Origin of the sequence: Mycobacterium sp. (genome assembly GCF_035314905.1) — a bacterium.
Lineage (GTDB): Bacteria > Actinomycetota > Actinomycetes > Mycobacteriales > Mycobacteriaceae > Mycobacterium.
Window position 1 is genome coordinate 13,587 of the sequence record NZ_DATFYW010000128.1, and the last position, 21,742, is coordinate 35,328.

Below are 21,742 nucleotides of genomic sequence, written 5' to 3' on the forward strand. Positions count from 1 at the left end.
CGCCGAGAACGCGCGTCGCGGACGTGGTTTGCTAGCCCTCGGTGAGCAGACGCAGCAGCCGCCGGGCCGCGGTGACGCGGTGTGCGGCGGCGCCGGTCAGCGTGTCGAGTGCGCACTCCGGGTCGGCGGGTGGTCCCAGATGCCCACAGCCCCGCGGGCAGTCTTTGACCGTCTCGGCCAGGTCGGAGAAGGCCAGCAGCACGTCGTCGGGCGCGATGTGGGCAAGCCCGAACGAACGGATGCCCGGTGTGTCGATCACCCAGCCGGAGTCCTGCAGCGACAGCGCCACCGACTGCGTCGAGGTGTGCCGTCCCCTGCCGATATCGGTGACCTCGCCGACCGCCCGATCTGCTTCTGGCACAAGGCGGTTCACCAGCGTGGACTTGCCAACTCCGGAATGCCCGAGCAGCACGGTGACCTTGCCGGCCAGCAGTGGCGCTACCGCGTCGAGCGGGTCGTCGCGGCCGGCGGTCATGATGGTCAGGTCCAGGTCGGCGAACTGCTCGGCGAACGGCTCCGGCGGTGCAAGGTCGGTCTTGGTAAGGCACAGGATCGGCGTGAGGCCACCGGCATAGGCGGCGATCAGCGCACGGTCGACCAGGCCGGTGCGCGGGGGCGGATCGGCCAGCGCGACGACGATCAGCAACTGGTCGGCGTTTGCGACGACGACCCGCTCGGTGGGGTCGGTGTCGTCGGCGGTGCGGCGCAGCACCGTGCGTCGCGGTCCGCGCCGCACGATGCGGGCCAGCGTGTCCGGACGCCCGGACAGGTCGCCCACCACGTCGACGTCGTCACCCACGACAATCGGGGTGCGGCCCAGCTCGCGGGCCCGCATCGCAGTCACCCGGCGGTCCGGGTCTGCGCCGAGCACGCAGCCCCACCGGCCGCGGTCGACGCTCACCACCATCGCCTGACTGGCATCGGCATGTTCGGGGCGGGTCTTGGTCCGCGGCCGCGAGCCTCGGCCGGACCGGACCCGGACGTCGGACTCGTCGTAGTCGCCGGGCCTCAAGGACAGTGGTCCCGGCCGGACAGCATCTCCGCCCACAGCTGTGGGAACTCCGGCAGCGTCTTGGAGGTGGTGGCGATGTCGTCGACGGTGACCTCGGGCACGCGCAGCCCGACGATCGCCCCGGCCATCGCCATCCGATGGTCGGCATAGCTGTGCCACGTTCCCGCGTGGAGCGGCCCGGCGGTGATCACCAGGCCGTCGGGCGTCTGCTCGCAGCACCCGCCAAGCGCGTTGATCTCGGTGCTCAGGGCCGCGAGCCGGTCCGTCTCATGGCCGCGCAGGTGAGCGATGCCCGTCAGGCGAGACACCGAGCCGGGGCTGGCCAGCGCGGCAAGCGCCGCCACCGCGGGCGTCAGCTCGCCGACCGCGCGCAAGTCGACATCGATTCCGTTACAAACCGTCGAACCCCGCACCTCGAGGTACGTATCAGTGCGCCGCACAACGCAACCCAGCGACCGGAGAATGTCGAGGATGTGGCCGGCCGGCTGCACGCTCGTCTGCGGCCAACCCGCGATGCGGACGATCCCTCCGGTCACCACCGCCGCGGCGAGAAACGGCACGGCGTTGGACAGGTCGGGTTCGATGACCCAGTGCCGTGCCGCCACCGCGCCGGGCGCGACACGCCAACGGTCGGGCTCGCGGTCGTCGACCTCGACGCCGGCTTCGCGCAGCATCGCCACGGTCATCGCAATGTGCGGCGCCGACGGCAGCGCGGCGCCGGTGTGCTCGACCGTCAGCCCATCCTCGAAGGCCGCGCCGGACAGCAGCAGGGCCGACACGAACTGCGACGAGCCGGACGCGTCGATCGCGACGGTGCCGCCGGCCACCGAGCCGCGGCCACGCACGACGAACGGCAGGCCGGCACCGTCGATCTGGACGCCCACCGTGCGCAGCGCGTCGAGCAGCGGCGTGATCGGCCGGACGCGGGCCTGCTCGTCGCCGTCGAAGGTGACCGCCGCCGTGGAGAGCGCCGCCAGCGGCGGCACGAACCGCAACACCGTGCCGGCCAGCCCGCAGTCGACGCGCGCGTCGCGGCCCGGCTGGATCCGGCCGCTGACCATCAGGGCGGTTTCGGCCTCGCACTCATCGCCACCAATTGCGATCCCGAGCGCGCGCAGTGCGCCGATCATCAGGTTGGTGTCGCGGCTGCGCAGCGCTCCGCGGATCGTCGACGTGCCGTTGCCCTGCGCGGCGGCCAGCGCCGCGAGGACCAGGGCCCTGTTGGTCTGCGATTTCGAGCCGGGCACGGTGACCGTGGCGTGGACGGGCGCCGGGGTCGTCGGTGCCGTCCACAGGTCACTGCTCACCTCACCATCATGGCGTGTCGTGCACCGGGCGGGTGATAACGTCATTCTCAAATATGCGCTATGCCTTTACCTACCCCATCCTCAGCCACCCCTGCCATCCCGACCTCGTCTCAGGTGCAGGGGTCGCTGTCGTGGCCGAGGCGGCGCAAGCCGCAGGCTTCCACGGGTTCGGATTCACCGATCACCCCGCCCCGACGGACCGCTGGCTCAACGCCGGCGGCCACGACGCTCTCGATCCGTTCGTCGCCATGGCCTTCGCCGCGGCCAGGACGACAACCCTTCGGCTCATCCCGAACGTCGTTGTGCTGCCGTACCGCAACCCGTTCGCGGTGGCCAAGGCGGGGGCGACACTGGACCTGCTTTCGGGCGGTCGATTCACGCTGGCCGTCGGAACCGGCTACCTCAGACGCGAGTTCGCCGCACTCGGGGTCGACTACGACGAACGCAACGCACTGTTCGACGAAGGCCTCGACGCGATCAGGGCGATCTGGACCGACGACGACATCACCTTCGAGGGCCGGCATTTCAGCGCGCGTGGCATCACCGCCCATCCGCGGCCGGCGACGCGGCCCCACCCCCCGATCTGGATCGGTGGAAACACCGGGACCGCTCGCCAGCGGGTCGCGACACGCGGCGACGGCTGGTGCCCGTTTCCGGCGCCGGCCGGCCTTGCCAACACCGCCGGCACCACGGCCTTGGACACACTCGAGAAACTCCGCGACGGCATCGACGACCTGCGGCGCCGATTCGAGGCAGCCGGGCGGGACTGGTCGGGAACCGACGTCACGTTCACCAACCTCGCCGGCGGCAACCCCAGCCGCGACGACTTCAACGGCGACGCGTACCTGAGCGGCCTCGACAAGCTGGCGGCGATCGGCGTGACCTGGGTGCAGGTGCCGATGCCGGGGGACAGCGTCACACATGTCCTCGAGGCGATTGCCCGGTTCGGCTCGCTGGTGATCGACGCGGCCTGACGATGGTGCTGCAGCGTGACGCCGACTCGCTGGACGGGCGCGTGGCCATCGTCACCGGCGGCGGGTCCGGCATCGGGCGTGGCATCGCGATGGCCTTCGCCGAGTTCGGGGCGCGGGTCGCGGTATGGGAAAAAGACGAGGCCTCGGCGGAGTCCTCGGCAGCCCAATCGGGCGGCCTCGCCTGCGTCACCGACGTGCGCGACCCCGAGCGGGTCGACGCCGCGATGGCTGCCACCGTCGAAACACTGGGCATGCCAACAATTCTGGTGAACAATGCCGGTGGCGTGTTCTGGTCGTCGTTGCTCGACACGACGTCCAACGGATGGGACGCGCTGATTCGGGCCAACCTCACGCAGGTGCTGCTGTGCACACAGCGGGTGGCGCGGGCGATGGTCGAGGCGCACGCCGGCGGCAGCGTCATCAACATCAGCTCGATCGAGGGAACCCGGGCCGCACCCGGCTACGCCGCCTACGCCGCGGCCAAAGCCGGCGTCATCAACTTCACCAAGACCGCCGCACTCGAACTGGCCCCGCACGGCATCCGGGTCAATGGACTGGCGCCCGATGTGACAGTGACCGAGGGCATCCGCAACCTGGGTGGGCCGGGATTCGAGCAACACGCGGCGCACATGATTCCGATGGGCCGCGTCGGCCACGTCGACGAGATGGCCGGCGCCGCCGTGTTCCTCGCATCCGATCTCAGTTCCTACGTCACCGGGCAAACGCTGCACGTCGACGGCGGCACCGCGGCAGCCGGCGGCTGGTATCACCACCCGGATGACGGGCACTACGTGCTTGGCGCGGGCGGGCTGTCGTAAAGCTCTGCCACGATGGAGGCATGTGCGGGCGATTCGCGGTGACGACCGATCCGGCCCTTCTGGCGCAGAAGATCCACGCCATCGACGAGGCGACGTCGGGTCAGAAGGATGCCGCCGGGCCGAACTACAACGTCGCGCCGACCGCCAGCATCGCGACCGTCGTCAGCAGGCACAGCGACCCCGGCGACGAGCCCACGCGGCGGCTGCGGGTGATGCGGTGGGGATTGGTGCCGCCGTGGGTCAAGGCCGGCCCAGACGGAGCACCTGAGGGCAAAGGCCCGCTGCTGATCAACGCCCGCGCCGACAAGGTGGCCACCTCCCCGGCCTTCCGCTCCTCGGCCAAGACCAAGCGATGCCTGGTGCCGATGACGGGGTGGTATGAGTGGCGGGCCAACCCCGACACACCAGCGGGCAAGAGGGCGCGCAAGACGCCGTTCTTCATGACCCCCGGCGACGACAACCTGATCTGCATGGCGGGTCTGTGGTCGGTGTGGAAGCCGGACAAGGAAGCGGCACCGCTGCTGAGTTGCACGATCATCACCACCGACGCCGTCGGTCCGCTCGCCGAGATCCACGACCGGATGCCGCTGATGGTCGACGAGCGGGACTGGGATCACTGGCTCGACCCCGACACCCCGCTCGACCCCGAACTGCTCACCGTGCGAGCCGACCTGTCGCACTTGGAAATTCGTGAGGTTTCCACGCTCGTCAACAGCGTCCGCAACAACGGACCGGAGCTGATCGAGCCAGCGGAGCCGCAGGGCAGGCAGGCGACGCTGCTCTAGGGTTGGTGGTAGCCCGGGGGATCGGGACTGTCCACCCACAGATCGACCCCGAGTTCGCCGCCGGGGACGCAGTCGTACACCGACAGGTCGGTCACCCCGGACTCGACGAGCACGTCCTCGCACAGCAGGCTGTTGCCGGTGTAGGTGTTGGCGGGCTTGGTGACGACCGCGTACGCGGCGTCGGCATACACCTCGGGTTTGCGGGCCCGGGCCATCGCCGTGTCGCCGCCCAGCAGGTTCTGCACCGCCGCGGTGGCCACCAGCGTGCGGGGCCACAGCGTGTTCGACGCGATGCCCTGGCTGCGGAGTTCCTCCGCCAGGGCAAGCGCGCACAGCGTCATCCCGTACTTGGCCATCATGTAGGCGGTCGGCTTGAGCCACTTCTTCTCCAGCCGGACGGGCGGCGACAGCGTCAGGATGTGCGGGTTCTGCCGGCCGACCAGGTGGGGGATGCAGGCCTGCGACACCGCATAGGTGCCGCGGACGTTGATGCCGTTCATCAGGTCGAACCGCTTCAACGGCACTTCGGTGATCGAGCCCAAATTGATGGCCGACGCGTTGTTGACACAAATGTCGATGCCGCCGAACTGCGCCACCGCCTTCGCGACGGCGGCCACCACCACGTCGCCGTCGCGGATGTCGCCGATGATCGGCAGCGCGTGGCCGCCGGCATCCTCGATCTCCTTCGCCGCCGTGTAGACGGTGCCGGGCAGCTTCGGGTGCGGATCGGCGGTCTTGGCGATCAGCGCGACGTTGGCGCCGTCCTGCGCCGCGCGTTTGGCGATCGCGAGGCCGATGCCGCGGCTGGCCCCGGAGATGAACATGGTCTTGCCGGAAAGGGACATGGGGTCACCCTATAAAGCGGAACGTGCGGATCGTCGGGAAAAGTGCACGTTCGGCGGGAGCCGCCGCCGATGCGGGGAACAAGTAGCCCCTGACCCGGTGTTATTGGGTGCAGTCAAGCGGAGTCGGTCCGCGGTTCTACGATTGATCAAGGGGAGTGTGGTGTTGACGGCATGCCTCGACCGCCCGGCGCAGGTGCCGTCGTGGTTTGATGACTCCGTCAGGAAAGGGACCGCGATGACCGACGGCGAAGGCGCGCCAGACGCGTCGTCGGACCGCGCCGGGCCGGCCGATCGGGCGGTACAAGAGACCGACGCCGAGCTGACCGCGCGCTTTGAACGCGACGCGATCCCGCTGCTCGACCAGCTGTACGGCGGCGCGCTACGGATGACGCGCAACCCGGCCGACGCCGAGGATCTGCTCCAGGAAACGATGGTGAAGGCCTACGCGGGCTTCCGGTCGTTCAAGGAGGGCACCAACCTCAAGGCGTGGCTGTACCGCATTCTGACGAACACCTACATCAACAGCTACCGCAAGCGCCAGCGCCAGCCCGCGGAGTACCCGACCGAGGAAATCACCGACTGGCAGTTGGCCTCCAACGCCGAGCACTCGTCGACAGGCCTGCGCTCGGCCGAGGTCGAAGCGCTGGAGACCCTGCCCGACAACGAGATCAAAGCGGCCCTGCAGGCCCTCCCGGAAGAATTCCGGATGGCGGTGTACTACGCCGACGTCGAAGGGTTTCCCTACAAGGAAATCGCCGAAATCATGGATACTCCGATCGGCACCGTGATGTCGCGGTTGCACCGCGGTAGGCGGCAGTTGCGAGAACTGCTGGCCGACGTGGCGAAGGAACGCGGTTTCATGCGTGGGCACGCCGCACAGGAGGTGTCATCGTGAGCGAGGACGAGTTTCGTCCGCCGGTAGGGCAAGTCGACCCCGAGCATCCCGATTGCGCGGCCGTGATGGCCGAGGTGTGGACGCTGCTCGACGGCGAATGCACTCCCGAAACCAAGGACAAGCTGCGCCGCCATCTGGAGGAGTGCCCAGGCTGCCTGCGCCACTACGGCGTCGAGGAGCGGATCAAGCAGCTGATCGCCCGCAAGTGTGGTGGCGAGAAGGTGCCGGAGCGGCTCCGTCAGCGGCTGATAGTCGAGATCAGCCGCACCACGATCATTCGGGGCGGATTCTCCTCCTAGCTGTTGGGGCGCTTGCCGTGGTTGGCCTTGCTGTGCTTACGGTCGCGCTTCTTGCGGCCCCTTTTGGCCATTGCTGATCCCTCCCTAGGTCGTCTGCACTCAAGTGTCTCATGTCGCTTTGTGGTTCGATGGAGCGGCAAGTAGCGCAGTGGATGATCGGGGTGAGGATGGCCGAGGACGTTCGCGCGGAAATCGTGGCCAGTGTGCTCGAGGTTGTGGTCAACGAGGGCGATCAGGTCGGCGAAGGGGACACCCTGGTGCTTCTGGAGTCGATGAAGATGGAAATCCCGGTGCACGCCGAGGTCGCGGGCACGGTGACCGAGGTCAAAGTCGCGGTGGGTGACGTGATTCGGGCCGGCGACCTGATCGCGGTGATCTCCTAGCTGACACATGTCCACTCTCGGTGACCTGCTCGCCGAGCACACCGTTCTCCCGGGCAGCGCGGTCGACCATCTGCACGCGGTCGTCGGGGAATGGCAGCTGCTGGCGGATCTGTCCTTCGCCGACTACCTGATGTGGGTCCGGCGCGACGACGGCGTGCTGGTGTGCGTCGCGCAGTGCCGGCCCAACACCGCGCCGACGGTACTGATGGCCGACGCGGTCGGAACGGTCGCGGGTGCCGAGCAGTTGCCGCTGGTGACAGCGGCGTTCGTTACCGGTGCGATCGGGCGGGAAAGCGACGGCGCCGCGGCGGAGGCCGAGGGCCTGAACGTCGAGGCAGTGCCCGTGCGGTGCGACAACCACGTGGTGGCGGTGCTCACCCACCAGACCGCGGTGGCCGCGCGACGCAAGTCCAGCCCGCTGGAGATCGCATATCTCGACTGCGCCAACGACCTGGTGCAGATGCTGTCGGAGGGCACGTTCCCGAACGTCGGTGATCTGCCGATGTCACGCTCGAGTCCACGGGTGGGGGACGGCTTCATCCGCATCGATGTCGACGGCAACGTCGTCTTCGCCAGCCCCAACGCCCAGTCGGCCTACCATCGGATGGGCCTGACGTCGGAACTCGAGGGTCAAAACATGGTTACCGTCACCAGGCCGCTGATCTCCGACCCGTTCGAGGCGCAGGAACTCGCCGAGCATGTGCGTGATTCGCTGACCGGTGGATCCAGCATGCGGCTGGAGGTGGACGCCGGTGGGGCCGCCGTGCTGCTGCGCACGATTCCGCTCGTCGTGCACCAGAGGCCCGCCGGGGCCGCGGTCCTGATTCGTGACGTCACCGAGGTCAAACGCCGCGACCGGGCGCTGCTGAGCAAGGACGCCACGATCCGCGAGATCCATCACCGAGTCAAGAACAATCTTCAGACGGTCGCCGCCCTGCTGCGGCTGCAGGCCCGCCGCACCAGCAACGCAGAGGGCCGCGAGGCGCTGATCGAGTCGGTGCGACGGGTGTCATCGATCGCCCTGGTCCACGACGCGCTGTCGATGTCGGTCGACGAAGAGGTCAACCTCGACGAGGTGGTCGACCGGATTCTGCCGATCATGAACGACCTCGCCACCGTCGACTCGCCGATCCGTGTCACCCGCGTCGGCGCCCTCGGGGTGCTCGACGCCGACCGGGCCACGGCCCTGATCCTGGTGATCACGGAGCTGGTGCAGAACGCGATCGAGCACGCCTTCGACTCGACCGGCAAGCACGGGTGCGTGACGATCCGCGCCGAACGCTCGGCGCGCTGGCTCGACGTCGTCGTCCACGACAACGGCCGCGGGCTGCCCGACGGCTTCAGCCTCGAGAAGTCCGACCGGCTTGGCCTGCAGATCGTGCGGACGCTGGTATCGACCGAACTCGACGGCTCGCTGGGCATGCACGACGCGGCCGGCGGCGGAGCCGACGTCATATTGCGTGTGCCGATAGGCCGCCGCGCCAGGGTCGCGGGCATTTAGGCCCGCAAACTACCGCTGCCGAAAATTGCGCAAGCTATTGCGGTGTGGACTTATTGTGAATTGGCAACGCGCAGCGGCTAGACGCTGCTGCGGGCCCGGGTGCGGGCGTTGCGGCGCTTCAGCGCACGCCGCTCGTCTTCGCTCATGGCACCCCACACGCCGGCGTCCTGTCCGGTGTCCAACGCCCAGGTGAGGCATTCGGTGGTCACCGGGCACCGGTTGCATACGAGTTTTGCGTCAGCGATCTGGGCAAGGGCCGGGCCACTGTTTCCCACCGGGAAGAACAGTTCCGGATCCTCGTCACGACAGACCGCCTTGTGGCGCCAATCCATGAAAATACTCCTTGCTGTGTGCGCGGCGATGCGCGCACAGGTGTGTCTTCAGCTGTTAACGCGCGCGCGCGAAATGTTTCGGCACTGTTGCATGTGATCGTTTCACAAGCTCAACAGATGTCAATACCGCGCGGTAACACGTGTGCTATCTCACTATCGCGATCTGTTAGGGGACCTCTTACTCGTTTGTACTACACTCAATCCACCTGCACCATCCACCTGCACCCAAAAATTGGCCGACGAGAGTTAGTCAGTGCAGGTCAGAATGGGTTTTGCAGGTGGCGCGACCACGCCCAGAGCGTCCGGAACCGACGCGAACGTCATCGCCTTGCGCAGTCCGACGTAGTCACCGTCGATCTGGCCGGCCACCGGTGTGTCGGCGCTCACCTTGACCCACGGCAGGTCGTCGCGGCGGATCAGGTGCTTCGCCCGCAGTCGAGGCTGCTTGGCGAGCATCTGGCGCACCAGCAGCAGGTTTGCCCACACGTTCATGCTGGTGGTCGCGAACACCCCCAGACCTGTCTCATACGTGGTTCCCGGGTTCGTCCAGACCGGGCGCGCGTTGGCATACGTCCACGGGTTGGCGTTGGAGACGAACGCCAGATGCACGCCGGTGATGACCTCCCCCCCGGGTAGCTGCAGCGTCAGCCGCGGCTCGCGGCGCGCGCTGCGCAGGACCAATGGCACGGTCGTGCGGATGTAGCGGGAGCTTGTAACTTGCCGGCCTTTGTCGCGCTGCGCTTCCACCGCGGCCACCACCTCGCCGTCGACGCCCATCCCCGCGGTGAACAGGGCCCAGCGTTCGCCGCAGTCCATCAGGCCGATCCGCCGCCAGCACCGGTCGCGCTGATGCTCACCCAGCAGATCGACGAGCTGGTTCGTGGCCTCGACCGGATCGGGGCTGATGCCCAGTGAGCGGGCGAAGACGTTGGCCGAGCCCCCCGGCACCACGCTGACAGCCGGGACATGCCCGTGGTACGCCCCGCCCGGCGCACCCAGCACCCCGTTGACCACCTCGTTCACGGTCCCGTCCCCGCCGTGCACGATCACCACGTCCACCCCGTCGCGCGCGGCTTCTCGCGCGATCTGGATCGCGTGGCCCCGGTGATCGGTGTGCGCGACCGTCAGCTTGGCGCGGCTCTCCAGCGCGTGCGCGAGCAGGTCACGCGCGGCCGCGGTCGTCGACGTCGCGTTCGGGTTCACGATCAGCACGGCGCGCACGGGGGATCAGCCTAGCCGGATGCCTCTACGCTGAAGCCGTGACCAGTCGCCCGCCGGCCGCCGTGCGTCGCGCCGGGCTTCTCGTCGGCGCCGAGGGTGTTGCCGCGGTGGTCGTGGCCGTGATCCTGGTGATAGTCGGAATCTCGGGGGGTCACCAGAAAATCGCGTTCGGAACCGCCGGCTGGTTTGTCATCATCGGGGGCGGAGTACTCGCGGCTGGGCGGGCATTGTTGAACGGACGGCGCTGGGGCCGCGGCCTTGCGGTGCTCGCGCAGTTGCTGCTGCTTCCGACGGCGTGGGCGATGGCGGTGGGTTCGCACCGGCCGGCGTACGGCATCCCGGTCGGCGTCGTCGCGATCGGCACCCTGGCGCTGCTGTTCAGTCCCGCCGCGTTGCGCTGGGCGTCCGGCGCAGACGAGGCTCACGGTCCGGCCAGTTCGGACAGCGCCGGACCCGATACGCGGTAGGTGATCCACTCGCTCAGTGGCCGGCCACCGATCGCCTCGTACAGCGCGATCGCGTCGCCATTCCAGTCCAGCACCGCCCACGTGAGCCGGGTGTAGCCGGCCCTCACACACTCACGGGCCAGCTCCGAGAGCAACGCGCGAGCCAGCCCGCGGCGCCGAAACGCGGGCCGGACGAACAGGTCCTCTAGGTAGATGCCGGCTTCGCCGTCCCAGGTGGAAAAGTTCAAGAACCACAGCGCGCAGGCGGCCATCTCGCCGGCTACCTCCGCCACGTGTGCCTGAACGGTGGGGTCGTTTCCGAAGAGCGCTGCGCGGAGCCGGCTTTCGGTGATCGTGCACTGTTCGGAGGCCCTCTCGAACGCTGCCAGTTCGTGGATCATCTTGGTCAGTCCCGCCTCGTCGCCGCGAACCGCCCGCCTGATCATGCCTGCACCCCCAGCGCCGAAAGGATCGTCCTGAATTTCGTTGTTGTTTCGGCTAATTCGTCGGTGACATCGGAGTCCGCGACGATCCCCCCACCCGAGTAGGCGCGGGCGTTGCGCCGATCGGCGGACAGCTGGGCGCACCGGATCGCGACAACCCACCGGCCGTCGCCGTGCCGGTCGCACCAGCCCGCCGCTCCGGCGTAAAAGCCGCGGTCGCCCTCGAGCCCGGCGATCATCGCGACCGCGTCATCGGTCGGCACGCCGCCGACCGCCGGTGTGGGATGCAGTGCACGTGCGAGATCCAAAGCGGTGGTGGAGGTGTCGCGGAGCCGGGCGGTGATCGGCGTGCTCAGATGCCATAGGGCCGCCGTGCGGTTCAGCTGCGGTGTCGGCGCGATCTGCAGGTCGACGCACAGCGGGTCGAGCGCTTTGCGCATCGCGTCGACCACCAGCGCGTGCTCGTGCCGGTTCTTGGCCGACGCGGCGAGCCCGGCGCCGTTTTCGCGGTCGGTGTCCGGGTCCGGGGAGCGCGGCGCGGAGCCGGCGAACGGTTGGCAGACGACCCGCTCGCCATTGCGGGCCACCAGCAGTTCCGGGCTCGCGCCGACCAGAGCGCCGCCCCGGTAACGGGTACCGGCCGCCGACAGGTCGGTGCCGTAGACATAGGCCGCCGGATCGGCGGCGGCGAGCCTTGTCAGCAGGGTCCGGATGTCGAGCGCGTCGTCCGCCGCAAGGTCCAGCGCGCGGGCCAGCACCACCTTGCGCAACGCCGTATCGGGATCGTTCAGAGCGGCCAGTGCCCGTCGGATCCGGGCCCGGTGTTCGTCGGGGGCCGGGACGGTGGCCGCCACGCGCGTCGGGGGCAGAGGGTGTGTCGGCCACAACGGCAACGCGTCGCTGAAGGCATAGGTCTGCGGTCGGAACAGGGCGACCGGCTGGGAAACGTCAAAAGGCAGCGCGCCCACAATGATCGGGGTTGTCCCCCGGCGCAGCGCTGCCTGCGCGGCGGCGACGTCGCGGTAGGCGGAGTGGGTGCCCTCGGCAACGAGCGTTCCGCCCGGGCCGCTGAGCACGAAGGTGGGCGCGCCGGTCACTGGTACGCGGCCGGATGAGGGTAGCCCGTCAGCCCGAGCGCCGCGAGTTGCCGCAGTCCGTACTCGAAGCCGCAGACCGCAAGCGAGGCGGCGGGCATCGCAAACCGGGCGCCCGCCGACACCGGCAGCTCGAGCCAGCGGGCGATCATCGCACGGGAGAAGTGGCCGTGTCCGACGAAAACCACGTCGCGTGATTCCATGTGCTCCAGGGCCACGGCGACCGCCTTGTCGGCGCGCTCACCGATCTGTTCGAGGCTCTCGCCGCCCTCCGCGCCGTGGGTCCACAGAAACCAGCCGGGAACCTTTGTGCGGATGTCGTGCGTCGTCAGACCCTCGTAGATGCCGTAGTCCCATTCGGCCACCAGTGGTGTCACCTCATCGATCTTCAGCCCAGCCAACTCCGCGCTGACGATGGCGCGTTTGCGCGGGCTGCTGACCACGTACGGATTGTCGAGGTGCAGGCGTGCGAGCGCCTCGGCGACCAGCTTCGCTTCCTCACGGCCGTGCTCGGTGAGGTCGAGATCGGTGCGGCTGGTGTGCTGGCCCGACAGGGACCATTCCGTTTCACCGTGTCGCAGCAGTACGAGTCGATGGGTCCCGATGGCCACGTTGCCGATTGTGCCGCACCGGCGGCGTGTCTGTGCGTGTGCATGCTTGGATGGACATGTGACCCGAGTACTGGCGGTGGCCAACCAGAAGGGCGGTGTCGCCAAGACGACGACGGTGGCGTCGTTGGGTGCGGCGATGGTGGAGAAGGGCCGGCGGGTGCTGCTGGTCGATCTGGATCCGCAGGGGTGCTTGACGTTCTCACTCGGCTATGACCCCGACAAGCTTCCGGTATCGGTCCATGAGATCCTGCTCGGCGAGGTGGAGCCGTCGGCCGCCCTGGTGGACACCGAGGAGGGGATGACGCTGATGCCGGCCAACATCGACTTGGCCGGCGTCGAGGCGATGCTGCTGATGAGGGCGGGCCGGGAGTATGCGCTCAAACGCGCGCTGGCCAAGCTCAAAGAAGAGTTCGATGTCGTGATCATCGACTGTCCGCCGTCGTTGGGTGTGCTGACACTGAACGGACTGACTGCGGCAGACGAGGTGATCGTGCCGCTGCAGTGCGAGACGCTCGCGCACCGCGGCGTCGGCCAGTTCCTGCGCACCGTGACCGACGTGCAGCAGATCACCAACGCCGGTCTGGCGCTGCTCGGAGCGCTGCCGACGCTCTACGACTCGCGGACCACGCACAGCCGTGACGTGCTGCTCGACGTCGCCGACCGCTACGGCCTGCCCGTTTTGGCGCCGCCGATCCCGCGGACGGTGCGGTTCGCCGAGGCGTCCGCGTCGGGATCCTCGGTTCTGGCCGGCAGGAAGAACAAGGGCTCGGCGGCCTACCGCGAGCTGGCCGCCGCGCTGCTCAAGCACTGGAAGTCGGGCAAGCCGCTGCCCAGCTTCACTCCCGAGGTGTGACCCAAGCGCTCATCGGGACCCGAGCCCGACGAGGGTGGCGCCGCGCTGCTCCAGGATCGTCGCCCCCGCCACAGCGGACATGATCGGGCCGGTGACGGCGCCGCGGTCGACGGGCAGCACCCGCTCGAGCACGCCGGTGGGCGGGTCGTAGACGCCGATGCCGCCGGTGACCGGGATCAGCAGCCGATTGGCCATCATCGTGGCGGGACCCAGCGGGACCGCCGCGCCGGCATTCACGGTGTACCGGTAGACCAGCGTGGCGGCGTCGAGCACGACGACGCTGTCGCCGGTCCAGTACGTGACGTAGGTGCCGACATGCGACACCGTGCCGTTGGGGGCGGCGGGCCTGGGCAGCAGGGTGCTCGAGGTTTGCTGCCCCGTTTGGTCGTAGATCACGATCCGCGGTTGCGGTGTGGGCAGATACACGGCGGTGGTGAGGTCCGAGACCGCAAGCACTCTGGCGCCGGAGTCAGGGCTGACTCCGGGCTGCTGAGCGTACTGCTGATCGGGTGAGACGTCCTCCTTGGCAACCTTGAGCATCGTCAGGCGCACGTCCGGGTTGTTCGGGCAGGTCTCCAGGATCGACACCGCCGACGAGCTCGCCGCGGACGACAGGAACCGGCACGGAGGATTGGGCGGCACCGGCGGGTTGAGCGGGGCGTCGATGGCGCCCCAGGCCAACGTGCGCACCATGTCGGAGCGCCACATCTCCAGGTAGGTGCGCCCGGCCGACAACACGGTCGTGTCGTCCGACGACAACGTGACCTGCTTGTCGGCGTAGCCGCTGCGGGTCGGCCCCCGCTGCCCGGTACGCGCGTCGACGGTGCTGACCTGACCGCAGCCGCGGTCGTCGGGATAGGCCGCGACCGCCAGGTTGTAGATCCACGTCACCCCGCACAGGTCACGGTCGCGGGCGAAACTCCAGCGCTGCGCGCCGCTGGCCGGATCGCGGCCGACCACTTCATGCCCGCTGCCGGTGACGACCGTGCCTTCCACGACGACGGGTGCACGGGGGGTGGCGGGGCTGGGCGCCGTCCACAGCTGCTGCACCGCGGCCGGCACGGCCTCCGCCGGCGCCAGCACGGGGGCCACCGCCGTGGCGGGTCGGCTGATCGTGGCCCGGGCGTCGCTGGTCCACCAGGTCAGGACCGCGGCCGCGGCGATGATCACGACGATCGCGGCCGCGGCCAGCAGGTCGGCCCGGGTGCGGCGCTCGGGTTGGATCAACGGCCCGGCTAAGACGCGTTGGCGGTGGCCGCGCTGCGGGGACGACGACGGCGACGACGTCGAGGTGCGGCGCCATCCTCCGGCTCGGCGGGTGCGTCGGCCGCGACATGGCCGGTGGCCGACTTGCCACCGCGGGTGCGCCGTCGCGACCGGGTGCGGGCCGCAGTGGACCGCTCGGCGGTCTCGCGACGCGGGGTGCGCTTGGCCGGGCCGACGGTGCCGCGGGCATCCTCGGGAATGTCCAGCTCGGCATACAGGTGCGGCGAGCTGGAGTACGTCTCGGCCGGAGCGGGGCAGCCCAGGTTCAGCGCCTTATCGATCGCCGACCAGCGCGCCAGCTCGTCCCAGTCGATCAGCGTGATCGCCACACCGGCCTTGCCGGCGCGGCCGGTGCGACCGATGCGATGCACGTAGGCCTGCTCGTCCTCGGGGCACTGGTAGTTGATGACGTGGGTGACGTCGTCGATGTCGATGCCGCGGGCGGCGACGTCGGTGGCGACCAGCACGTCGATCGCACCGCCGCGAAACGCCTTGAGCGCTTTTTCGCGCGCGCCCTGGCCGAGATCTCCGTGCACCGCACCGACTGCGAAGCCACGTTCGGCCAGGTCGTCTGCGACCTTCTGCGCGGTGCGCTTGGTGCGGGTGAAGACCATCGTCGCCCCGCGGCCGCGGGCCTGCAGCAACCGGCTGACCAGTTCGACCTTGTCCAGCGCATGCGCCCGGTAGACGAACTGATCGGTGGTGGCGTGCACGGCCGACGAGTGGGGCGCCTCGGCGCGGATGTGGGTAGGCCGGTTCATGAACGTCCGGGCGAGCGTGATGATCGGGTCGGGCATCGTCGCCGAGAACAGCATCGACTGCCGCTCATCGGGAATCTGTCGCAGGATGCGCTCGATGTCGGGCAGGAAGCCGAGGTCGAGCATTTCGTCGGCCTCGTCGAGGACCAGCACCGACAGCCCGCCAAGCTGTAGGTGGCCCTGCTGGGCCAGGTCAAGCAGTCGGCCCGGGGTGCCGACCACGACGTCGGCGCCGGCCTGCAGCGCTTCGATCTGCGGCTCGTAGGGCCGCCCGCCGTAGATCGCCACGACCGACAGCGGCCGGGTTTGAATCGATGCCGGCGCCGTAGCGCCTCCGGCAATCGACGCCGGCGGCGTAACGCTCAGGTACTTCGCCGCGCCCGCCAGGTCACTGGAAACCTGCAGGCAAAGCTCGCGGGTGGGTACCACGACCAGCGCCCGCGGGACGCCGGTGAGCGGGCGCTCCGGGTCGCCCGAAATGCGGTGCAGAAGCGGCGCACCGAACGCGAACGTCTTGCCCATGCCGGTGCGGGCCTGGCCGATCAGGTCGTCGCCCGCGAGCGCGAGCGGCAGCGTCAGTTCTTGGATAGCAAAGGGGTGTTCGATGCCTTCCTCGGCTAGTGCCCGGACTATTTCGTCGCGCACACCGAGTTTGGCAAATGTTGGGTTAAGGGCGGTCATCTGGCCTTCCGTGTCATTCCTCGTCACGCCGGCGCGGGCGCCGGCAGTCGTCCTCGTCCACGCGCGCACGAGTTCTGAAAGACACGTCCTGGCACCGGCGACGACGCCGATTCGCGAGGCCCTGCACATTCGTCAGGCGGGCCAACTGCGTGCACGCACACATATCCCAGGCGGCGGCGCAGTCGCGCCGGCCGCCGGCCGGAACGACGTTTGTCACCACCTGTACCTTCATCATACCGGGCTACAGTGTGGGGCATGTCCTCCACGCAGCCCACCGTTCCGGCTGCCCCGCGGGTCGCGGCCGATCATCCGGGGGTCGACAAGCTTTTCGCACTGTTGGCCTACGGCGAGGTGGCGGCGTTCTACCGGCTCACCGACGAGGCCCGGATGGCGCCGAACCTGCGTGGGCGCATCGCGATGGCCAGCATGGCCGCCGCCGAGATGCAGCACTTCGAGATGCTGCGGGATGCGTTGGCCGCCAGAGGAATCGATGTCGAGCGGGCGATGTCGGGATACGTCTCGGCGCTGGAGAACTACCACCGGCTCACCACGCCGAGCACCTGGCTGGAGGCGTTGGTGAAGACGTACATCGGCGACGCGCTGGCCGCCGACTTCTACCGGGAGATCGCCGACGTGCTGCCCGACGAGGTGGCCGATGTCGTGCGCGGAGTGCTCTCGGAGACCGGGCACTCGCAGTTCGTGGTGGCCGAGGTGCGGGCCGCTGTGGGCTCGAGCGGCAGGCAGCGCAACCGCCTCACCCTCTGGGCGCGCCGATTGCTCGGCGAGGCGATCACGCAGGCGCAGTACGTGCTCGCCGACCACGACGAGCTCGCCGACCTGGTCGTGTCCGGCACCGGCGGTCTCGGCCAAATCACCGTCTTCTTCGATCGGCTGCAGCGCACGCACGCCGAGCGGATGGGCGAACTGGGCCTGGCCTAGCGATTGCAGGTCGCCGCGATCGTGTTGTAGGTCTGCGACACCAGCGTCTGACCGTTGCCGTCGCTGATCGTGCAGTTCAGGTGGCTGGCGAAGCTGACCGCGGTGACCGAGTTGACCAGCGCGTTGCCGCTCAGCACGAGCTTCTTGCTCCACGGCAGTGAGACATCGAAATCGGTGCGCAGCGCACCGGTCTCGTCGGTGTAGGTCACGGTCACCGGGTCGAAGGGCTGCTTGGTGCCCGAAACCGTGTAGATGAGGGTTTGGGTATCCGCCGCCGGCGGCGGCGCGGTTTCGGCCGGCGGCGGCTCGGAAGACGGCGCGGCGTCCGCGGTGGACGGGCTGGTGGTCGATGGCGTCAGCGTGGTCACCGTCTCCGGCGGCAGCGATGTCGACGGGGACGGCTTCGGTGGCGGCGGCGTGTAGACGGGGCGGCTTTCCGACGGGACGACCCTGGCGGTCGTCGAGGCGCTGTCGCCCCCGGTGACGATCACGATGGTGCCTACGACGGCGATCAGCAAGACCGCACCCGCCACCGCGGCGACCCAGCGCCAGCGGCCCGATTCGGGCGCTATGAACGCGTCATAGTCCTCGACCTGGTCGTCGACGTCATCGCTGAATTCGGGCTCGGGGGTGTTGTACGGGTCACCGCCGCGGGACATGTCCGTCGAATAGTGCCAGCTCATTGCCCTTTACTCCCGAACTTCGCCGCTCCGATGGTAAGGGCGGGCACCGCCTGCTTCCGGTTAGCCGACTGGCGTGTCGGGTGTGACTTCGCTGACCGCGAACGACCGAGGCCGACCCCTGGGCTGCAGCGTCCATTAGCCTGCTGACGGGAGTACGGATCGACGGAAAGGGTGCAACCGTGGAGGTCAAGATCGGCATCGCGGACAGCCCGCGGGAGTTGAACTTCACCAGCGCGCAGACGCCCGCGGAGATCGAGGAGCAGGTCAGCGAAGCCCTGGCCAAAGGCGCCGACCTGCTGAAGTTGACCGACGAGCGGGGCCGCACGTTCCTCGTCCAGACCGCCAAGGTCGCCTATGTCGAGATCGGCGCGGCCGATGTACGCAGGGTCGGTTTCGCGGGGTAGGGGGCTACGACCGGGTCAGGGGCACGTGCGACAGGCCGCCCCACGCGAACTGCACGGTGCCTTCGACGGCGTCCTCCTTCGAGATCGGCCTGTCGGCGCCGAGCCAGTACCGAGCGCAGTCGACACTGATGGCCACCAGCCCGACGGCGATCATCCTGGCGCGGTGGGCTTCAAGACCAGAATCGCGGCTGATGAGGTCGAACACCGCGTCGGTGCACGCTTCGGTGGCGACCCTGACCTGTGCGGCCACCTGCGGTTCGCTGACATAGTCATTTTCGAAGATCAGGCGGTAGCCCTGGCCGTCGTGCTCGATGAAGTCGAAGAAGGCCTGCACCGCTGCGCGCAGTCGCTGGCGGTTGTCGGTGGTGGTGCGCAACGCCTGCCGGACGCCTGACACGAGGTTGTCGACGTGGCGCTGCAGCACCGCCAGGTACAGCTCGAGCTTGCTGGAGAAATGTTGATAGAGAACCGGTTTGCTCACGCCCGCGCGATCGGCGATCTCGTCCATGCCGGCAGCATGATAGCCGCGGTCAACGAAAACCTCACTGGCAGCGGCGAGTAGCTGGCCTCGCCGCTCGTCGCGGGGTAACCTGTTGCCGCGCCGGTTAGCGCCGTGGCTCACATCGTCGCCGTTGGCGAACCTGGCGCCTCGCCGGTCGGCGGCGTTGGCGAGATCGCTCATGCTCCCTCTATCTGATGGTCTATCGCTGTCTGACGCTCTGCCGGAACTGCAATCTGAGTCAGGTCCGAGAGTCCGACACTACTACCCGACGCCGGGGGCGCGCCGGAAGTGCGACCTCCGCGGCTGTGACATTCTGGGTCGGTGACCGTTGACCCGGGGCCTCCGGGCGAGAGCATGCCGGTGCTGCGCAGCGAATACAGAGAGCCGTTGCGCGCCCAACGTGACCCCCTAGCCGATGATTCCGGGCGCGTCCGGTCCAACCGCGAGGGCCGGCGGCGGTGGCGCAAGCAGACCTGGCTGGGCAGGTTCATCTCCACCTACGGGTGGCGTGCGTACGCGCTGCCGGTGCTGGTCGCCCTGACCGGCTTCGTCATCTTCCAGACGGTCACCGGAACGAGCACGCCTGCACCGTCGCGGGAGGGACCCGCGCAGGGCCCCCCGACGATCGGTGCGATCGGCACGGCGATCATCGGCGCCCCCCCGAAGGGGCTCACGCAGTTCGACGCGAACCTGCCGACCGGGGTCCTGCCCGACGGCGGCCCGGTCACCGAGGCGGGCGCCAAGACGTGGCACATCGTGCCGGGCACCGGGCCGAAGGTGGGGCAGGGGACCGCCAAGGTGTTCAAATACACCGTCGAGGTCGAGGACGGCATCGACACCATGTCGTTCGGCGGCGACGAAGGGTTCGCCCGGATGGTCGACGAGACGCTCGCCAACCCGAAGAGCTGGACCCACAATCCGCAGTTCGCGTTCGTGCGCGTCGACAGCAGCATCCCGGGCAATCCGGACTTCCGTGTCTCGCTGAGCACACCGATGACCGTGCGCGAGGGCTGCGGGTACGAAATCCAGCTGGAGGCGTCCTGCTACAACCCGTCCTACGGACCCGACGGGCAACCCCGCGTGTTCGTCAACGAGGCCCGCTGGGTGCGTGGCGCGGTGCCGTTTCAGGGCGATGTCGGCTCGTACCGTCAGTACCTGATCAACCACGAGGTCGGGCACGCGATCGGCTACCAGCACCACGAGCCGTGCCCCGACAACGGCGCGCTGGCCCCGGTGATGATGCAGCAGACGTTCTCCACCAACAACAACGACGAAAGCAAATTCGACCCGGACACGGTGAAGCCCGACGGCAAGGTCTGCCGGTTCAATCCCTGGCCGTATCCGATCGCGTAGCCCATGCGCACCCCGCGGGGGCTCCGGGAAGGAGTGGGGGGCGGTTGCTGTTGATCGGGGTACACGTGTGGTTGTGTAGAGGTCACGACGCGCACCACCGCTTGTTAGTGAAGGGGACAATCCGGTGTCGACATTGCCACCGTTGGTGGAGCCAGCCGCCGAGCTGACGCGCGAAGAGGTCGCACGGTACAGCCGTCATCTGATCATCCCGGACCTCGGGGTCGACGGACAGAAACGGCTCAAGAACGCCCGCGTGCTGGTCATCGGCGCGGGCGGGCTGGGTTCGCCGGCGCTGCTGTATCTGGCCGCCGCCGGCGTCGGCACCATCGGCATCGTCGAATTCGACGTCGTCGACGAATCGAACCTGCAGCGCCAGATCGTCCACGGCCAGTCCGACATCGGACGGTCCAAGGCGGCCAGCGCCAGCGACTCCATCCGCGAGATCAACCCGCTGGTCGAGGTGCGGTTGCACGAGCTGCGACTGGAGCCGTCCAATGCGGTCAATCTGTTCAAGCAGTACGACCTGATCCTCGACGGCACCGACAACTTCGCGACGCGGTATCTGGTCAACGACGCGGCGGCGCTGGCCGGAAAGCCCTACGTGTGGGGGTCGATCTACCGGTTCGAGGGCCAGGTCTCGGTGTTCTGGGAAGACGCACCCGACGGACTGGGCCTGAACTACCGCGACCTATATCCCGAGCCGCCGCCGCCCGGCATGGTGCCGTCCTGCGCGGAGGGTGGCGTGCTGGGGATCTTGTGCGCGTCGATCGCGTCGATCATGGGCACGGAGGCGATCAAGCTGATCACCGGCATCGGCGAGCCGCTGCTCGGCCGGCTGATGGTCTACGACGCCCTGGACATGAGCTACCGCTCCATCAGGATCCGCAAAGACCCCGACACCCCGAAGATCACCGAGTTGATCGACTACGAGTACTTCTGCGGCGTGGTGTCCGACGACGCTGCCCAGGCCGCGGCGGAGTCGACGATCACCCCGCGCGAGGTGCTCGAACTGCTCGACTCCGGCAAGAAGGTCGCCTTGATCGATGTGCGCGAACCGGTGGAGTGGGAAATCAACCACATCGAGGGCGCCGAGCTGATCCCCAAGTCGACGCTCGAATCGGGTGAGGGCCTGGCCAAGCTGCCGCAGGACCGCATTCCGGTGCTGTACTGCAAGACCGGTGTCCGCTCCGCCGAGGCGCTGGCCGCCGTCAAGAAGGCGGGTTTCTCCGACGCGCTGCACCTGCAGGGCGGAATTGTGGCCTGGGCGAAGCAGCTTGAACCCGACATGGTGATGTACTGAGTCGCGCTGCGACACAGCGTGGCAAACCCGGCCGGGC

General features: G+C 68.6%; 26 protein-coding genes. 13 read left to right on the plus strand and 13 right to left on the minus strand.

Annotated elements, in window-relative coordinates; all coding sequences use genetic code 11:
- Positions 1-31: 31 nt before the first annotated feature.
- Both rsgA and aroA read right to left on the minus strand, forming a co-directional pair.
- On the minus strand, positions 32-1,012 hold the full coding sequence (gene rsgA / locus VKG81_RS10690; protein WP_324395888.1) for a ribosome small subunit-dependent GTPase A: 981 nt from the start codon (positions 1,010-1,012) through the stop codon (positions 32-34).
- Positions 1,009-2,307: a 3-phosphoshikimate 1-carboxyvinyltransferase gene (gene aroA, locus VKG81_RS10695; RefSeq protein WP_324395930.1), complete on the minus strand. Its 1,299-nt coding sequence runs from the start codon at positions 2,305-2,307 to the stop codon at positions 1,009-1,011. The genes rsgA and aroA overlap by 4 nt, the downstream gene beginning before the upstream one ends.
- Before the next feature lie 65 nt (positions 2,308-2,372).
- Between aroA and VKG81_RS10700 the strand changes: the two genes are divergently transcribed.
- From VKG81_RS10700 to VKG81_RS10710, 3 genes are read left to right on the plus strand one after another with little or no spacing between them, the layout of a single operon-like run.
- On the plus strand, positions 2,373-3,293 hold the full coding sequence (locus VKG81_RS10700) for an LLM class F420-dependent oxidoreductase (protein ID WP_324395889.1): 921 nt from the start codon (positions 2,373-2,375) through the stop codon (positions 3,291-3,293).
- Between the two features lie 2 nt (positions 3,294-3,295).
- The gene (locus tag VKG81_RS10705) at positions 3,296-4,111 is read left to right on the plus strand and encodes an SDR family oxidoreductase (protein ID WP_324395890.1); all 816 of its coding nucleotides are present in this window, start codon (positions 3,296-3,298) and stop codon (positions 4,109-4,111) included.
- 20 nt (positions 4,112-4,131) lie between these two features.
- Positions 4,132-4,896 carry an SOS response-associated peptidase gene (locus VKG81_RS10710; protein ID WP_324395891.1) on the plus strand — a complete coding sequence of 255 codons (765 nt, stop codon included), beginning with the start codon at positions 4,132-4,134 and terminating at the stop codon, positions 4,894-4,896.
- Here the strand turns inward: VKG81_RS10710 and VKG81_RS10715 are convergent.
- Positions 4,893-5,741, minus strand: coding sequence for an NAD(P)-dependent oxidoreductase (locus VKG81_RS10715; protein WP_324395892.1), 849 nt, complete (start codon positions 5,739-5,741; stop codon positions 4,893-4,895). The two genes, VKG81_RS10710 and VKG81_RS10715, sit on opposite strands and share 4 nt — an antisense overlap.
- 160 nt (positions 5,742-5,901) lie before the next feature.
- Here VKG81_RS10715 and VKG81_RS10720 point away from each other — a divergent pair, with 160 nt between their 5' ends.
- Together VKG81_RS10720 and rsrA are read left to right on the plus strand one after the other, a co-directional pair.
- On the plus strand, positions 5,902-6,636 hold the full coding sequence (locus tag VKG81_RS10720; protein ID WP_414685227.1) for a sigma-70 family RNA polymerase sigma factor: 735 nt from the start codon (positions 5,902-5,904) through the stop codon (positions 6,634-6,636).
- Complete coding sequence (gene rsrA / locus VKG81_RS10725) at positions 6,633-6,935, plus strand: mycothiol system anti-sigma-R factor (protein WP_414685228.1); 303 nt, start codon at positions 6,633-6,635, stop codon at positions 6,933-6,935. The genes VKG81_RS10720 and rsrA overlap by 4 nt, the downstream gene beginning before the upstream one ends.
- Here the strand turns inward: rsrA and VKG81_RS21525 are convergent.
- On the minus strand, positions 6,932-7,006 hold the full coding sequence (locus VKG81_RS21525) for a 50S ribosomal protein bL37 (protein ID WP_085976515.1): 75 nt from the start codon (positions 7,004-7,006) through the stop codon (positions 6,932-6,934). The genes rsrA and VKG81_RS21525 overlap by 4 nt on opposite strands.
- Positions 7,007-7,102: 96 nt before the next feature.
- Here VKG81_RS21525 and VKG81_RS10730 point away from each other — a divergent pair, with 96 nt between their 5' ends.
- Both VKG81_RS10730 and VKG81_RS10735 read left to right on the plus strand, forming a co-directional pair.
- Entirely contained in the window at positions 7,103-7,318 is a 216-nt protein-coding gene (locus tag VKG81_RS10730; RefSeq protein WP_324395933.1) for a biotin/lipoyl-binding carrier protein, read from the plus strand.
- Positions 7,319-7,325: 7 nt separating this feature from the next.
- Entirely contained in the window at positions 7,326-8,819 is a 1,494-nt protein-coding gene (locus tag VKG81_RS10735; protein ID WP_324395893.1) for a sensor histidine kinase, read from the plus strand.
- A 77-nt stretch (positions 8,820-8,896) separates the two neighbouring features.
- Here VKG81_RS10735 and VKG81_RS10740 read toward each other — a convergent pair whose 3' ends face one another.
- Together VKG81_RS10740 and VKG81_RS10745 are read right to left on the minus strand one after the other, a co-directional pair.
- Entirely contained in the window at positions 8,897-9,151 is a 255-nt protein-coding gene (locus VKG81_RS10740; RefSeq protein ID WP_324395894.1) for a WhiB family transcriptional regulator, read from the minus strand.
- Between the two features lie 246 nt (positions 9,152-9,397).
- Positions 9,398-10,372, minus strand: a complete 975-nt coding sequence (locus VKG81_RS10745) for a diacylglycerol kinase family protein (protein ID WP_324395895.1) — start codon at positions 10,370-10,372, stop codon at positions 9,398-9,400.
- 38 nt (positions 10,373-10,410) lie between these two features.
- Between VKG81_RS10745 and VKG81_RS10750 the strand changes: the two genes are divergently transcribed.
- Entirely contained in the window at positions 10,411-10,839 is a 429-nt protein-coding gene (locus VKG81_RS10750) for a hypothetical protein (protein ID WP_324395896.1), read from the plus strand.
- On the opposite strand, the gene VKG81_RS10755 is transcribed toward VKG81_RS10750, so the two are convergent.
- From VKG81_RS10755 to VKG81_RS10765, 3 genes are read right to left on the minus strand one after another with little or no spacing between them, the layout of a single operon-like run.
- On the minus strand, positions 10,794-11,264 hold the full coding sequence (locus VKG81_RS10755; RefSeq protein ID WP_324395897.1) for a GNAT family N-acetyltransferase: 471 nt from the start codon (positions 11,262-11,264) through the stop codon (positions 10,794-10,796). The two genes, VKG81_RS10750 and VKG81_RS10755, sit on opposite strands and share 46 nt — an antisense overlap.
- Positions 11,261-12,358, minus strand: coding sequence for an isochorismate synthase (locus VKG81_RS10760; protein ID WP_324395898.1), 1,098 nt, complete (start codon positions 12,356-12,358; stop codon positions 11,261-11,263). The genes VKG81_RS10755 and VKG81_RS10760 overlap by 4 nt, the downstream gene beginning before the upstream one ends.
- Entirely contained in the window at positions 12,355-12,966 is a 612-nt protein-coding gene (locus VKG81_RS10765; protein WP_324395899.1) for an acid phosphatase, read from the minus strand. Before VKG81_RS10765 ends, VKG81_RS10760 begins: the two co-directional genes overlap by 4 nt.
- Before the next feature lie 58 nt (positions 12,967-13,024).
- On the opposite strand from VKG81_RS10765, the gene VKG81_RS10770 reads away from it, so the two are divergent.
- Positions 13,025-13,819, plus strand: a complete 795-nt coding sequence (locus VKG81_RS10770; RefSeq protein WP_324395900.1) for a ParA family protein — start codon at positions 13,025-13,027, stop codon at positions 13,817-13,819.
- A gap of 9 nt (positions 13,820-13,828) precedes the next feature.
- Here the strand turns inward: VKG81_RS10770 and VKG81_RS10775 are convergent, their stop codons facing one another.
- Together VKG81_RS10775 and VKG81_RS10780 are read right to left on the minus strand one after the other, a co-directional pair.
- Positions 13,829-15,046, minus strand: coding sequence for a hypothetical protein (locus tag VKG81_RS10775; protein WP_324395901.1), 1,218 nt, complete (start codon positions 15,044-15,046; stop codon positions 13,829-13,831).
- An 8-nt stretch (positions 15,047-15,054) separates the two neighbouring features.
- A complete protein-coding gene (locus VKG81_RS10780) occupies positions 15,055-16,524 on the minus strand; it encodes a DEAD/DEAH box helicase (protein WP_324395902.1) in 1,470 nt (489 codons plus the stop codon).
- A 255-nt stretch (positions 16,525-16,779) separates the two neighbouring features.
- Here VKG81_RS10780 and VKG81_RS10785 point away from each other — a divergent pair, with 255 nt between their 5' ends.
- Positions 16,780-17,463, plus strand: coding sequence for a ferritin-like fold-containing protein (locus VKG81_RS10785; RefSeq protein WP_324395903.1), 684 nt, complete (start codon positions 16,780-16,782; stop codon positions 17,461-17,463).
- Here the strand turns inward: VKG81_RS10785 and VKG81_RS10790 are convergent.
- Positions 17,460-18,146 carry a hypothetical protein gene (locus VKG81_RS10790; RefSeq protein ID WP_324395904.1) on the minus strand — a complete coding sequence of 229 codons (687 nt, stop codon included), beginning with the start codon at positions 18,144-18,146 and terminating at the stop codon, positions 17,460-17,462. The two genes, VKG81_RS10785 and VKG81_RS10790, sit on opposite strands and share 4 nt — an antisense overlap.
- A gap of 179 nt (positions 18,147-18,325) precedes the next feature.
- Here VKG81_RS10790 and VKG81_RS10795 point away from each other — a divergent pair, with 179 nt between their 5' ends.
- Positions 18,326-18,550 carry a DUF3107 domain-containing protein gene (locus tag VKG81_RS10795; protein WP_324395905.1) on the plus strand — a complete coding sequence of 75 codons (225 nt, stop codon included), beginning with the start codon at positions 18,326-18,328 and terminating at the stop codon, positions 18,548-18,550.
- A 4-nt stretch (positions 18,551-18,554) separates the two neighbouring features.
- Here VKG81_RS10795 and VKG81_RS10800 read toward each other — a convergent pair whose 3' ends face one another.
- Positions 18,555-19,232 (minus strand): TetR/AcrR family transcriptional regulator, encoded by a 678-nt coding sequence (locus tag VKG81_RS10800; protein WP_324395906.1) that lies wholly within the window; start codon positions 19,230-19,232, stop codon positions 18,555-18,557.
- A 141-nt stretch (positions 19,233-19,373) separates the two neighbouring features.
- Between VKG81_RS10800 and VKG81_RS10805 the strand changes: the two genes are divergently transcribed.
- Positions 19,374-20,405 (plus strand): DUF3152 domain-containing protein, encoded by a 1,032-nt coding sequence (locus VKG81_RS10805; RefSeq protein ID WP_414685229.1) that lies wholly within the window; start codon positions 19,374-19,376, stop codon positions 20,403-20,405.
- Between the two features lie 124 nt (positions 20,406-20,529).
- Positions 20,530-21,705, plus strand: coding sequence for an adenylyltransferase/sulfurtransferase MoeZ (gene moeZ, locus VKG81_RS10810; RefSeq protein ID WP_324395907.1), 1,176 nt, complete (start codon positions 20,530-20,532; stop codon positions 21,703-21,705).
- Positions 21,706-21,742 lie beyond the last annotated feature (37 nt).

What these genes read in the sequence shown, in the direction of transcription:
- VKG81_RS10700 (WP_324395889.1), top strand. Translation starts at nt 2,373, where the DNA reads ATGCGCTATGCCTTTACCTACCCCATCCTCAGCCACCCCTGCCATCCC.
- VKG81_RS10705 (WP_324395890.1), top strand. Translation starts at nt 3,296, where the DNA reads ATGGTGCTGCAGCGTGACGCCGACTCGCTGGACGGGCGCGTGGCCATC.
- VKG81_RS10710 (WP_324395891.1), top strand. Translation starts at nt 4,132, where the DNA reads ATGTGCGGGCGATTCGCGGTGACGACCGATCCGGCCCTTCTGGCGCAG.
- VKG81_RS10715 (WP_324395892.1), bottom strand. Translation starts at nt 5,741, where the DNA reads ATGTCCCTTTCCGGCAAGACCATGTTCATCTCCGGGGCCAGCCGCGGC.
- VKG81_RS10730 (WP_324395933.1), top strand. Translation starts at nt 7,103, where the DNA reads ATGGCCGAGGACGTTCGCGCGGAAATCGTGGCCAGTGTGCTCGAGGTT.
- VKG81_RS10735 (WP_324395893.1), top strand. Translation starts at nt 7,326, where the DNA reads ATGTCCACTCTCGGTGACCTGCTCGCCGAGCACACCGTTCTCCCGGGC.
- VKG81_RS10740 (WP_324395894.1), bottom strand. Translation starts at nt 9,151, where the DNA reads ATGGATTGGCGCCACAAGGCGGTCTGTCGTGACGAGGATCCGGAACTG.
- VKG81_RS10755 (WP_324395897.1), bottom strand. Translation starts at nt 11,264, where the DNA reads ATGATCAGGCGGGCGGTTCGCGGCGACGAGGCGGGACTGACCAAGATG.
- VKG81_RS10780 (WP_324395902.1), bottom strand. Translation starts at nt 16,524, where the DNA reads ATGACCGCCCTTAACCCAACATTTGCCAAACTCGGTGTGCGCGACGAA.
- VKG81_RS10785 (WP_324395903.1), top strand. Translation starts at nt 16,780, where the DNA reads ATGTCCTCCACGCAGCCCACCGTTCCGGCTGCCCCGCGGGTCGCGGCC.
- VKG81_RS10790 (WP_324395904.1), bottom strand. Translation starts at nt 18,146, where the DNA reads ATGAGCTGGCACTATTCGACGGACATGTCCCGCGGCGGTGACCCGTAC.
- VKG81_RS10800 (WP_324395906.1), bottom strand. Translation starts at nt 19,232, where the DNA reads ATGAGCGATCTCGCCAACGCCGCCGACCGGCGAGGCGCCAGGTTCGCC.